The 13,010-nt window shown below is 40.4% G+C and carries 10 protein-coding genes and 1 pseudogene; 5 read left to right on the top strand and 6 right to left on the bottom strand.

Features of this window, described 5'->3' with window-relative positions; all coding sequences use genetic code 11:
- Positions 1-243 precede the first annotated feature (243 nt).
- On the bottom strand, positions 244-903 hold the full coding sequence (locus ACKTT2_RS37985; protein WP_407896187.1) for a Uma2 family endonuclease: 660 nt from the start codon (positions 901-903) through the stop codon (positions 244-246).
- Positions 904-1,038: 135 nt separating this feature from the next.
- Here ACKTT2_RS37985 and ACKTT2_RS37990 point away from each other — a divergent pair, with 135 nt between their 5' ends.
- The gene (locus ACKTT2_RS37990) at positions 1,039-1,821 is read left to right on the top strand and encodes a DUF4058 family protein (RefSeq protein WP_407896189.1); all 783 of its coding nucleotides are present in this window, start codon (positions 1,039-1,041) and stop codon (positions 1,819-1,821) included.
- A gap of 274 nt (positions 1,822-2,095) precedes the next feature.
- Here ACKTT2_RS37990 and ACKTT2_RS37995 read toward each other — a convergent pair whose 3' ends face one another.
- On the bottom strand, positions 2,096-3,082 hold the full coding sequence (locus ACKTT2_RS37995; protein WP_407896191.1) for an aldo/keto reductase: 987 nt from the start codon (positions 3,080-3,082) through the stop codon (positions 2,096-2,098).
- Positions 3,083-4,007: 925 nt separating this feature from the next.
- Here ACKTT2_RS37995 and ACKTT2_RS38000 point away from each other — a divergent pair.
- Positions 4,008-5,246 (top strand): phosphotransferase, encoded by a 1,239-nt coding sequence (locus ACKTT2_RS38000; RefSeq protein ID WP_407896193.1) that lies wholly within the window; start codon positions 4,008-4,010, stop codon positions 5,244-5,246.
- An 87-nt stretch (positions 5,247-5,333) separates the two neighbouring features.
- Positions 5,334-6,431, top strand: coding sequence for a T3SS effector HopA1 family protein (locus tag ACKTT2_RS38005; protein ID WP_407896195.1), 1,098 nt, complete (start codon positions 5,334-5,336; stop codon positions 6,429-6,431).
- A gap of 87 nt (positions 6,432-6,518) precedes the next feature.
- On the opposite strand, the gene ACKTT2_RS38010 is transcribed toward ACKTT2_RS38005, so the two are convergent.
- Positions 6,519-6,644, bottom strand: coding sequence for a hypothetical protein (locus ACKTT2_RS38010; RefSeq protein ID WP_407896197.1), 126 nt, complete (start codon positions 6,642-6,644; stop codon positions 6,519-6,521).
- A gap of 244 nt (positions 6,645-6,888) precedes the next feature.
- Between ACKTT2_RS38010 and ACKTT2_RS38015 the strand changes: the two genes are divergently transcribed.
- Positions 6,889-7,335, top strand: a complete 447-nt coding sequence (locus ACKTT2_RS38015; protein ID WP_407896199.1) for an acyl-CoA thioesterase — start codon at positions 6,889-6,891, stop codon at positions 7,333-7,335.
- Positions 7,336-7,687: 352 nt separating this feature from the next.
- On the opposite strand, the gene ACKTT2_RS38020 is transcribed toward ACKTT2_RS38015, so the two are convergent.
- The 3 genes and pseudogenes from ACKTT2_RS38020 to menA form a co-directional block, all read right to left on the bottom strand.
- The gene (locus ACKTT2_RS38020) at positions 7,688-9,154 is read right to left on the bottom strand and encodes a 2-succinylbenzoate--CoA ligase (RefSeq protein WP_407896201.1); all 1,467 of its coding nucleotides are present in this window, start codon (positions 9,152-9,154) and stop codon (positions 7,688-7,690) included.
- Positions 9,148-10,232 (bottom strand): annotated as a pseudogene (locus ACKTT2_RS38025) (o-succinylbenzoate synthase). The gene ACKTT2_RS38020 and the pseudogene ACKTT2_RS38025 overlap by 7 nt, the downstream one beginning before the upstream one ends.
- A gap of 138 nt (positions 10,233-10,370) precedes the next feature.
- Positions 10,371-11,270 carry a 2-carboxy-1,4-naphthoquinone phytyltransferase gene (menA, locus tag ACKTT2_RS38030; protein ID WP_407896203.1) on the bottom strand — a complete coding sequence of 300 codons (900 nt, stop codon included), beginning with the start codon at positions 11,268-11,270 and terminating at the stop codon, positions 10,371-10,373.
- A gap of 277 nt (positions 11,271-11,547) precedes the next feature.
- On the opposite strand from menA, the gene ACKTT2_RS38035 reads away from it, so the two are divergent.
- Positions 11,548-12,963: an isochorismate synthase gene (locus ACKTT2_RS38035; protein WP_407896205.1), complete on the top strand. Its 1,416-nt coding sequence runs from the start codon at positions 11,548-11,550 to the stop codon at positions 12,961-12,963.
- The last annotated feature ends 47 nt before the right edge of the window (positions 12,964-13,010 follow it).

The raw sequence follows: 13,010 nt of genomic DNA on the forward strand, positions 1-13,010 counted from the left end.
TACACCCCCCTTTCATCCCCCCAAGGCATCGGGGGGACAGAGGGGGTAATTTTTGTACCTCACCAAGTTGAAATCTGCTGTACATAAGCGGCTGTCCTTTTTAAAATTTAAGGGAGCATCCCTACGAGTGCAAAAGCCTGCAAGAATGGAATTCACCGACGGTAGGCACTTCAACCCTTGGAACCCCCCGGAGGGACGAGCGTTTATATAGAAGCGATTTCAATCGCAAGCGTGTTTTTTCCTTTAATGCGAGGTGCTGACCTGCTTTCTGAATTCTCTCAAAACTTTACTGCTACCTTCTTGAAACGCCTGCTTTACCAACTTGGGAATTAACTCAAGAATTGGTAAATTGGGAAAGGTAGGGCTAGTAGTAGATTCTATGTATTTGCCATCTGTAAGGACATTAATCGTAAATTTTTCCTCAGTGTAGATCCAGACTTCAAGGACTTTTAAAGCTTCATAGGCATCTAGGGTAGTACTAGAAGTTACATCTGCTTCAATTGCCAAGTCAGGGGGTGGGTCGATTGTCAGATCGATTCTCATACGATCGCGGACTTTACAAGCATTTTGAATGTAAAAACAGGTATCGGGTTCAAGTCCTACAGCATTTGCTTTTTTTCTAAATGTTGTTGAGCCAAAATCTTCCCAATCTCGCTCTTGAACATCGAGCAAAATCTTCACGATGTCTCCAATAATTCTATATGGTCTTTCATGAGCAGGTAGGGGTGACATTATTTCTAAAATTCCTTTGCTGTAGGCAATTCTATTTTTTATTTCTGATGCTTCTCGTTCCTCCAAAATAGCTTCAAATTGCTCCCAAGTTACATCATGGATGGTAATCGTACTACCTGGTTTTAACTGAATATTTTTGATAGCAATTGTGACGGGGGTTGCAGGTGTCATACACTGAAAAAATGCCTTTTGCAATAACACTATAGTAGCTTCTCCAACGTCATTGGTAACTCGTGGATGTGTTTCCCAATGCAAGCAAAAGCTTTTTAGATTAGAATTAGAGTGACTTGAGCGTGAGGTGTAACAATGCCTTCCCCATTTCCAGGCATGAATCCTTATTTAGAAAATCCTGACTTGTGGCCAGAAGTGCATCATCGCCTGATTACTGCCATTGCGATCGCCATCGCCCCACCACTCCGTCCTAAGTATCGAGTCGCCATTGAAAAACGAACTTACTTCAGTGATGGGCAAGAGTCGCTTGAGGTAGGCATTCCTGATGTTTCTATCATTTCTTCAAAATCGGGGACAAGCCAAACCCCATCGATTGCTACTCTACCTGCTCAATCGGAATTTGTGACAGTGACAATTCCAGTACCACAAGAGATTAGGGAAGGTTACTTGGAAATTAGAGAAGTAGCAACTGGACGTGTAATAACAGTCATAGAAGTTCTTTCTCCCACTAATAAACGAGCAGGCAAAGGACGAGAGGCATATGAAGAAAAACGAAAAGCAGTACTAAGTAGTCCAACTCATATGATAGAAATTGACTTACTTAGAAGTGGAAAATCTATGCCAATTTTAAGTAAAATTCAGCCAACAGATTATAAAATTATAGTTGCTCGGAAAAACCGTCGTCCCTTAGCTCAGTTATATGCTTTCAATATTCAAGAAGAAATTCCTAAGTTTTTACTACCTTTACAATCAGAAGACATAGAGCCTTTAGTAAATTTACAATCTTTGTTATTGGAAGTTTATGAACAAGCGGGATTTGATTTAGCAATAGATTATCGTCTCGCTCCCGTACCACCACTTCAGGAAGAAAACAAAGTGTGGATAGATACGCTGCTACGACAACACAGACTCCGGTAAAGATAAAGATATGAAAACAATCATAGAGCGCTTGCCCTATGATTGCAATCTGTTCCCTGCATTATCCTGTTATGAAAGGTAAGAGGTGTTAACCGTTCTTACTATTTCAACAGTAAAAGACTTTGCACGAGTTGTCTTGCCAATTCTTGTGAATTACAACAATTTCTTGCTATTTCTTATGAAACTATTTCTCTCATCACTGGTCATTGGTTACTGGTCAGGTGGTCACTGGTCACTGATTACTGGTCACTGGTTACTGGTCAGGTGGTCACTGTTAAAGATTGACCGCACTCATATGTTGCTCTGGATAACGCTCGCCTGCTGCAGATCCCTTGGGTGCTACCTCTTCAATCCGTCGAAGATCGTCTGGTGTAAGTGTAATCTCTGTTGCTGCTATGTTCTCTTCTAGATAGCGTCGTCGTTTTGTCCCTGGAATAGGAACAATGTCATTCCCCTGAGCTAATAACCATGCTAATGCTAGTTGGCTGGGAGTTGCACTTTTTTCAGCTGCGATCGCTTTCACTTGATTCACCAGTTCTAGATTCTTATAAAAGTTATCACCCTGAAACCGAGGAGACATACGGCGATAATCGTCGGGAGCAAAATCATCTGGACTAGTAATAGCTCCTGACAAAAACCCTCGTCCTAAAGGACTGTAAGCAACAAACCCAATACCTAACTCTCGTACTGTATCTAAAATTTCGTCTTCAGGCTCGCGACTCCAAAGAGAGTATTCAGTTTGCAATGCAGCAATAGGGTGAACGGCTTGTGCTCGTCGAATTGTTGCAGGGTTTGCCTCTGAGATTCCGAGGTAACGAACTTTACCCTGTTGTACTAATTCTGCCATTGCCCCAATTGTTTCTTCAATTGGTACAGTCGGATCGACTCGGTGTTGATAATACAAGTCAATGACATCAACTCCCAATCGTTTCAACGAAGCATCACAAGCTTGATGTACATATTCTGCTTTGCCGCTCACGCCCAACCAACCACCGTCTTCTGTACGAACATTACCAAATTTTGTTGCTAGCACAACCAGATCTCGGCGGTCTTTAATTGCTCGACCTACTAACTTTTCGTTGGTAAAGGGTCCATACATATCCGCCGTATCGAGTAACGTCACGCCAAGATCGAGAGCATGGTGAATCGTGGAGATTGCCTCTTGTTCGTCGCGATCGCCATAAAATTCTGACATACCCATGCAGCCCAGTCCTAATTCTGATACCACAAGTCCTCGATCGCCAAGTTTGCGTGTTTTCATAGGTTTTGCTCCGTTTGCTTGCAGACTAGCTCGGTTGTGCTTTTATGGTAAAAAGTCTTACAGAATCTGTCTTGCCAATTATTGCGATTCATCTGTTATTTCTTGCGATTGCCGTCACAACATAGCTTGTTACTAAATTTTTATGCGATGGTGAAAGGTAGTCGCAATGAAAAAGCTGAAATAAAGTGGGACAATGCCCAATGCCCTATTCAAAAAAATGTCTCTTCAAGTTAACAATAAGTAAAGTTTTATTTTTATTTCTAAACTTTTTTGTGTAATCAATAATTTGTTGTCTAAGTTACAGAAAATTATGACTTTTTTCGGAAATAAAATTAATGTGCTGAAAAAATAAAAAGAAACAAATGTCATCCTTTAGAAAGATTGAAGTTGTAAATTTTCTTCTAATGCTCGTTTCGAGACAGTCATTCACGGGAAAATCCCACAACCAAACACGAAAGTATCTCTTTCCTATTCCCCAATCGCCAATGGCTAGTCCCGATTCTCAAGACAGAAGCATTGTGCTTACAGCAACTAGCTGTATAAGAAAATCATTTGAAATATCCGGAAATTAACTGGGATGTTGTGTACTGTGAGGTGTCACTGTAAAAAGTGGGTAAGTATATTCCCGTGTCATTTAAAAATTAGGAAAGGTTACAACCCAACAAATGGTTAACATCAAAGTTTATGTATGTACGTAAGCCAGATAAAATTGTTAAAGGAATAACATCTTATTAGGTAAAATTTAAAGAGAGATTAAACTGAGTATTGCCATTTTGGCAAGTGTCAATTTTTAAAATAGGATATTAATAGTTTATACAAATGGGAATTGATATCAGGCTTGCTGCTACCTACTTATTGCTGAAGTAAAATCAAACCCTATTACAACAAATTGTCTACGCAATCTTTCGATGAGTGGAAATAGTGCATGTTAACCTCACTGTCTTCTCATAACGTTATCCAGTACCTGCAAGAAGCAGGTCTGTGTAGCCCAGAAGAAGGCGTTTCTACCGACTCTGAATTGCCACAGAGTAGCAAGAAAAATTTTAATTTGCTCGTTACTCTAAAAGGAAATCGGAAGCTGTTGGTCAAACAGGAACGCCATATTGATAACGGAAAACCGCATGAATTTTTCAATGAATGGCTGTTTCACCAATTGCTTGAACGCTTTCCTGCTTTGGGGAGTATTTCCGCGATCGCATCATTGGTGGTGTACTTCGATAGTAAGAAATCTGTCTTAGTTCGCAATTACTTAAAAGATTATTCTGACATTGCCAGTTTCTATCAACAAAACTTGCGGTTTCCCAAAGCTATTGCCAGTGCGATTGGTACTTGTGTGGGATTGTTACATCGCGCAACCTTTAAACGCCACGAGTATCGCGATTTTATGGCAACTGCACCAGAAGGTGAGTATCGCTATCATTTATATAATCCAGCACAAGGGCTTGGATCGATTGGACCGGAAATCATTGGTACGGTTCCTACTAACGCCTTAAAATTCTATACGCTCTACCAACGCTATGAAAGCATAGAAGGAGCGATCGCGGAATTATCTTATGAATGGAAGCCTTGTTGTCTAACTCATAACGAGTTGAGATTAGACAACATTTTGCTTCATTCCAAATGGGATCGACTAGACAACTGTTTGGTACGACTGATTGATTGGGAAGCCTGTGCTTGGGGCGATCCCGCCTTTGACTTAGGAACTTTAGTAGCCAGTTATTTGGCAATGGGGTTAGACAGTTTGGTAGTAGACCCCACTCTAGAGTTAGATGAATCTCTACATCTAGCAGCTATTCCATTAGACATTCTCCAGCCTTCACTGTTGGCTTTGATTCAAGCTTATCTCGATACTTTTCCAACAATTCTTGAAGAGCGTCATGATTTTCTTCTCCGTACCGTTCAATTTGCAGGTTTATCTCTGCTTCATCAAATAGATGAAAAAATTAAACAGCATCGCTACTTTGATAACTCAGGTATCTGTACGTTTCAAATTGCTAGAGCGTTACTGACTAAACCTGAAGAATCCGTGATGACTGTTTTTGGTGTTTCAGAAGTAGAGATCGCCAAACCATTTGTAAAACTCACGAAATCTTCTCAAGCACAAAAAGAAGCCAATTTACTGCGCCTTTACAACAACAATAAAGCCCGTTTGCGCGGCTGTTAGCCAAAGGGAAGACAGGACGAAAAGGATATAAGAGCAATATTCTTTTCCCTGACTTCCCCCATTCCTCAACTCCCTTATTGTCGCATCATGTTAAAATCTTCAAAACCACTCTTAAAATCTCTCTTAGATATAGCTAGCAACATTCAAATCGAATCGAGTTTTTCCATTAGCCATCCTAAATACCAACCTTTTGCCTTACCCGAACAAGTTGTAGATAGATTTCAGCAAACTTCACCCAGTTTACAACAAAAATATCTCTCTCTATTACTGAGGAATTTTCTCCACGGTATCTATTACAATGGTTCTTTAAAAAAGATACTGGTAGAAAAAAATGGCATTTGTCCTAGTAACCTTCCACATAAAAGTTTAGAGAGCGATTATAACTTTAAAATCGACTTACCATTTTACGAACAACTACACGCCAGCAACCATGGTGTTGGTTATTTTGATTCTGGTTGGGAAGTATTGCGCCAAGAACCAGATGGTAGTATGGCAGTTGCCAAAGGTGGTTTAACATTATACGTTGAGCGTCCAGCCAACTTAGAAACTATAATCCAGTCTTCTAAAGTTGGTGAAGTCACAGCGATTTGGATGCCGAAAAATCGTATAGAAAATGGCTTTTATATAGCAGTTAGCAATGTCGGTCAGGATTTACAAGTCAATTTAGAAGGTGAATTCGGCGTGGGGCGAATTTACTTTAATATAACCCCAACAGGTGCGATCGCCCTCATGAATAGTCTCACTAGGCTACTCAATTCTGCTGAAATTCCATTTAGTTTCCAAGTTTTACACAATCGTTCGAGTTACGGACGCTACGATTCGGGAGTCCTTTACTTTGAACGTGAAGATTACTCAGCAGTGCGAAAAATTTTGAAAGTTGTATATGTGAAGCATCAAGCTCATTTTCACAAAGACATTCCTCTATTCACCAAATTTTTAGCCCCAGGGCTTGGTCTTGCAGAAGAACCAAGTCAGAAATTTGCATCTCAAGAAAGCTTTGGTATGAACCGTTGCCAAATTGTGGCTAATGCTTTGTTAGAATCTTGGGAAAATGGTGATAATTCTACCGAAAAGAGGATGTCAGCCATTTACCAGCATTTTGCTGAGTTAGGTCTCGATCTACAACGTCCATACCTCAATCCCGATTCTGAGGATATTTATTCACCTTTAGGGACTTCCAAATAAAAAATCTTCCAAAATTTCCTTGGGTAAGGTTCTTGTGGTGTCTTGTGATGAGGTTCTTGTGGTGCGGGCTTCTAGCCCGCTACTAACTTAAGACGGGCGAGGACGCCCGTACCACTCACTGCCACTGCTTACAAAAGACGGGCGAGGACGCCCGTACCACTCACTGCCACTGCTTACAAAAGACGGGCGAGGACGCCCGTACCACTCTGCCACTGCTTACAAAAGACGGGCGAGGACGCCCGTACCACTCTGCCACTGCTTATAAAAGACGGGCGAGGACGCCCGTACCACTCTGCCACTGCTTATAAAAGACGGGCGAGGACGCCCGTACCACAAGATGGATAATTTATTTCCTAGAAACAAACCCTTTAGATCGAACAAACAAATAATTGGTAAACTTGGTTACAGTGGCAGGCAAACAGTCTGTTATATACTTCCTACCTAAGATTTTTTCAATATGGCTTTTACATACAAGCACACCGTTCGCTTTCGAGATACAGATGCCGCCGGAGTTGTGTACTTTGCCAATGTCTTGGCTATATGTCATGAAGCCTATGAAGAATCTCTAGCCACAGTTGGCATTAATCTCAAAGAATTTTTCACGAATCCATCTATTGCATTCCCCATCGTTCATGCGAATGTTGATTTTTTTCGCCCATTGTACTCTGGGGATAATTTAGTTATTAGACTCATACCCCAACAACTCAGTGGGGATAGATTTGAAGTTAGTTATGAAGTTGTTGTTGGCGAGGTAGTTGCTGCAAAGGCAATTACTAGACACGTTTGTATTGATACATCCACCAGAACCAAAACAGAGTTACCAGAACACATGAAGCAATGGTTGGAGACAAATCGCAAAGGTGCTGAAAGTGTAGAGAGAAGAAAATCGAGAGAAACTTTATGAATGATGAATTATAAATTATCAATTATGAAGTTAAATGATAGTTAATATGAGTTTTTTTTAGTTTGCTGAAGTACAAGTCAATCGGGAGCATCTTGTTTTGGCAAATATGCCTTCAGAATAGAATTCTGGGGCTACACAAACAAAGTCCACGCAGGTGGACTTTATATTAAATCCGCGTAGGCGGACTTAGCTTGTATAGCTGCGATTTCAATCGCGGGCGTGTTTGTTCCAAATTAGGATACTCCCAATCAATCCGCGTCCGTCTGCGTTCATCTGCGGTTAACTATTTTTTAGTTACCCTCACAATTTGAGAATTAACTAACGATAAACAACCAAGGACAATACTCAATAGTTAACTTGAAACAAGATTGTTTTGCAAAAGATTGCTAGCTAATTCCTGTAGTTGCTGTCGATTAACTTTACCTTGAGAATTTCGAGGTAAATTCTCTACTTTTATCCAATGTTTTGGAACTTTAAAACGACTAATTTTATTTTTCAGGGATGTCCTAATTTTTAACTCAGAAATATTTGAGTTTATGGGTATGTAAATCGCTGTTATTGCTTGTCCCCAAACCTTATCGGGTACACCAATTACGCAAACATCTGCTACCATTTGAGTTCTTCTAATAGCTGATTCCACCTCCATAGCATAAACATTTTCTCCACCTGTAATAATTTTGTCACTAATACGTCCAGAAATATGTAAATATCCTTGTTCATCAAAAAATCCCAAGTCATCTGTTTGTAGATAATCTTGATTATCTCTAATATTAGGATAGTAACCAAGGGCTAAGGAGCGAGAATATATCTTGATATTACCTATTTGATGGGGTTTTAAAATTCCACTTTGCTCGTTATAAATCTTGACTTTAGCATGAGGTAGCAGCTGAGTACAACCATCTTTCCCGCTCAGAAAATCATCAGGTTTGAGGGTTGCGATTTGAGATGCTGTTTCTGTCATACCATAAGTAAGAGCCAACGGAATTTTATGAAACCTTGCTGCTTCTAAAATTTCATTCCAAGCAGGCGCACCTCCCAAAAGAACTGTCTGAAACTGTGCAAGCCATTGGGTTGATTCTGAATTTTGCAGGAGACGCTGTAACTGTGTTGGTACTAAAGATATAAAGAATTTTCGCGGTTGAATATTATATTTTTCTCCAGATTCTAACTCTTTAAATGGTAAAATCGCCAGATGACCTCCTGTTGTAAAGGAGCGCATAAATTGCATTAAACCGCCAACATGATAGAGAGGTAGTACGCAAAAAGAATTTATTTTATCTATCTGAAAATATTCTTGAAATCCCCGTACTGATGCCATTAAAGTTTCCCAAGTATGCATGGCAAACTTAATTTTTCCCGACGAACCCCCAGTGGGAATCATGATGAGTGGCGATTGGCGATTGGCGATTGGGGGCTGGGGAGTAGGAATTGAGGTTCGGTTATTAAGTATTTCCCTAGTCGCCAGTCGCCAGTCGCCAGTCCCCAATCCCCAAATAATATCCGGTTGCACCAAATCAAAAACCTGTTCCCATTCCTGTTGTCCCCAATTGGGGTTACAAAGGAAAACTGGGCAATTTGCTTGACAAGCTGCTATGAAACTTGCAAGAAACTTGATGGGTTCGGGTTCTGCTAAGAGAATCTTTGGTGGTGTTTCCCAGTGGGAAAACTGTATTAACTCTAAATATCGTTGTTCGGCAATGAGGGGAAATAAACGCTCGCTACAAGCCAGCTGTTTACGGGCTGAAGCCGTATCGCAAATTAGCCAATTTGAAGGTAAGCGAAAGGACTGTTCTACAATATTCTCTAACGTTTTTACCATAAATTTTTCAACCAAATTTCTTCCTCTTCTGCAAAAAAATGATTGACTCCAAAACCTACCGCTCTGTTGTTTCGCGATAATTCAACAGCAAGTTGGAGTGCTGCTTTTCTACCAATCGAAGTTTCAAAAACAGAAGAAAATACAGTGTCAACTTCACACTCTAAGCAAAATTGACGCAAACGCGAGGGCGAACCAACTATTCCCGGCTTAATGACAAAAATCCCTCGCCAGCCTTTTTGGTAACAAGTTGTTAGTTGGTGGAATGTCGCGACAGATTCATCTAAGGCTATTGCAGTGTTATAGCAATAACTTAATTCCAACACAGAATCAAACTTATCTACAGACAGTGGTTGTTCGATAAATTCAATTTCTAAATTCAAGCTACTGTCAGCCTTAACATTGTCGCAAGTCCAAAGCCACAAGTTAGCCTCTTCATAACTCAAGCCCCCGTTTGCATCTAACCGGAGTTTTGTCAAGGATGGTAAGGTTTGAGCAAGTCTTTCAAAAATTCTTAATTCTTCAGCAACAGGGTAAACGCCTATTTTCCATTTAAAAGTACGATACCCCTGCTGCCAAAGTGTTTGCCACACCTCCAATGCTTCTTCTCCTGCAGGTAATAAGGCGCTGTATGTTGGGGATTGGGGAACTCGGGGTCCCCTCTGGGGATAAGGGGCGATGGGGAACTCGGGGTCCCCTCTGGGGATAAGGGGCGATGGGGATTGAATGATGAAGTAGGATAAATTCCCTTGTCTACCTCGTCCTCTAGTCCCCAGTCCCTAGTCTCCAGTCCCCAAAAAGCTGATTCAAAACCAAATTGACAAGCGGGTAACTCGTCAGGAATTGAGAAAATTGTTTCTTCTGTTATTGTCTTTGGTAACTGATGACAGAATAAAAGAGCTTCCTCTTGGTTTTCAGAACCAAACCAGTTGATGGGTGCAATTTCACCCCAACCCACTCTGCCTAAATCATCTGTCAGTTTGAGGATTATACCTTCGCGTGTATCCCAAACACCATGACTTGTAGTTAGCGATCGCACAAATCTCCGTCGATAGGGACGAAACTGAAATTGGTAATGCATTGCTAATGGCTAATGGCTAATTGCTAAGAGGTCATTTATTCTTAAATCGCCAAATGTATTGTGTGGTTTGGGTAGAACGAAATGACACCTAATAATTGGATTAAATGTTGGGTTTCGTTCCTCAACCCAACCTACTAACTAACCAAATACAAACCCTAAGCCAAATAACAAACAAATCCAAAAATGGACTGATACAGCAATAAATTTACAATTATTTACCTTGTCTGGTTGGTTGTGATTTGTCTGGACGTGATGACATAACTGTCTTGCAAAGGGTAAACTGACCCAACTGAGTAAAGTCCAACTTGGAAAAATTCCCCAAAGTACGCCAATGAAGGTTAATGCATAAATGCTGCCTGTAAACAACTGTAAGAGTTCGGCTCCTCTTTGCGTACCCAAACGGACAATTGGAGAACGCTTACCTGCGGCTATGTCGTCCTTCACTTGATGGAAATGAGAACAGAACAAAATTAAACTTGTGGCGATCCCAACGACTATCGAAGCTACCAATGCTCGCCATGACCAATTCGCTGTTTGACTGTAGTATGCAGCGGATACAGCCAACGGTCCAAAGGCAAAAAAGCAAATGATTTCCCCCAAACCTTGATATCCTAGACGGAAGGGAGGTCCTTGATACGTATAGCCTAAAGCACAGCACAACAAGATTATTCCTATTACGGTTAAATCCTGTTGCCACCAAGCTATTGCTAATATTCCTAACAAACCCAACCCTAACAATAAATTTCCTAACCAGAAGATGAGGGTTTTATTACCAGTCAGATTTACCAAAGAATGGTGTTTATTTTTATCAATACCTGTTTCCGAATCAAAGACATCATTACTGAGATTTTCCCAAGCTAGGATACAAATTGCAGCCGCTACAAAGGTAGAAAAAACTGCTCCATGAAAAGTCTTTGTTTCAGAAAAAGCAATAGCTGTACCCACCCATATGGGCATAATAGCAACACTATACATTGGCGGTTTTAGTGCCGCCATCCATAACTTCTTGTTGGGATAAGAAATCAGCTTTGTAGTCATTGGTCGCGATTTACTAAAATTGCTAGTACTTCCCAATCCACAAAAATTTATGGTTTGGAAATAAACTCTATGCAGGTAACAACTCAAGAGTTGCCACTTTTTGTCTCAGTCTCAAATTACAGCAGAAACAGGACATTGCAGGCAAGTTTTTGCAAAACTACAACTTTGCAAAACTCACTCTGGTTAAAAGGGTCTGTTTGTGTTACCTGTAGAAATACGACCATGATTTATGACTCTTTTGGAAGATAACTTAAAAAAAATTTACTATTTTTAGATCATGACAGTTTCACAATGTCGCGCTGACTTTTTTGTATACAATAAAGAGCTATACCACTTTCTTTGGGCAATTCAGCAAAATTGCCTAAGAAGGAATTGCACCCAAATTGCTAGTGTTTCCATAGAGATTGCCCCAGTCGATCCTCTGGTTGTACTTGGTAAATTGACTCAACCTCAGCAGGTTAGTTTTTATTGGGAGAATAAAAGCAAAAAAGAAGCGATCGCGTCTTTTGATGCTGCTGCTAAATTAGAAATAACAGGCAAAAACCGCTTCAAGGAGTCAGAATATTTTATCAAAGATTGTCTGGATAGAACCATTTGTTTTTCCGAAATTGATAGAGCTTTTTCTAAACCCCAGTTTTTATGCAGTTTTAGTTTTTTTGATGAACTCAGTCAAGCTGATTATCCTTTTCCATCAGCTACTATTTTTCTTCCCCGTTGGCAAGTGGCTGTTAAAAACAATCGATACACTTTTGTTGCAAATATACCCATCGACGCTCGTGTGGATATTCAAAAAATATTACAGGTTCTATGGAGTAAGCTAGAAACTATTCATTCTCTAGAATATGACTTTCCATCTTTGAAGATAAGACAACCAAAATTTAGTCAAAAATATGTAGCTAATCCAGAACACTTTAAGCGTTCAGTGTTGGGGGCTTTGGAAAGTATTCAGTCAAATCGTCTTAGGAAAGTTGTCTTAGCAGATGTGCTAGATGTTAGAGCCAATATTCGATTTAACTTACTACAGTCTTTAAATAATCTAAGACAGTTCCATTCCAATTGTTGTATCTTTTCCATTAGTAATGGAAAAGGACAGAACTTTATAGGAGCGAGTCCAGAGCGTTTAATCGGCATTGACAAGCAGCAATTAATTACTGATGCTCTAGCTGGTTCTGCACCACGGGGGAAAACTCCAGCAGAAGATGCACTGAATGCCAGTCGTTTGCTAAGTAGCATAAAGGAAAGACACGAACATTCTCTGGTGATTGATTTTATTACACAACGGCTGTCGCAACTGGGTTTACTACCTCAAGTGTTAAAACCTCGTTTGCGACAATTGTCTAACATTCAACACTTATGGACTCCCATAAATGCCGTTGTTCCTAATAACGTACACCCTTTAAGGATAGTCGCGCAATTGCATCCAACACCAGCTGTTGCGGGTGCAGCGAGAGAGATTGCTTGTCGTGAAATTCGCCGTTATGAAAACTTTGAAAGAGGATTGTATGCAGCACCATTAGGTTGGGTGGACTCTGAAGGAAACTGCGAGTTTATCGTAGGAATTCGTTCAGCACTTATAGATAGCGATCGCGCTAGACTGTATGCGGGTGCTGGTATTGTTGCTGGTTCCAATCCTGAAAAAGAACTCGCAGAGGTTCAGCTTAAGTTACAAGCTTTGTTAAGAGCATTGGTTTAGGGGTTAGGGAATAGGGATTTTCATACTTGGTGTAAGACAGCTAAGCT

This window comes from Scytonema hankhaensis NUACC26 (assembly GCF_045865695.1).
Taxonomy (GTDB): domain Bacteria; phylum Cyanobacteriota; class Cyanobacteriia; order Cyanobacteriales; family Nostocaceae; genus Scytonema.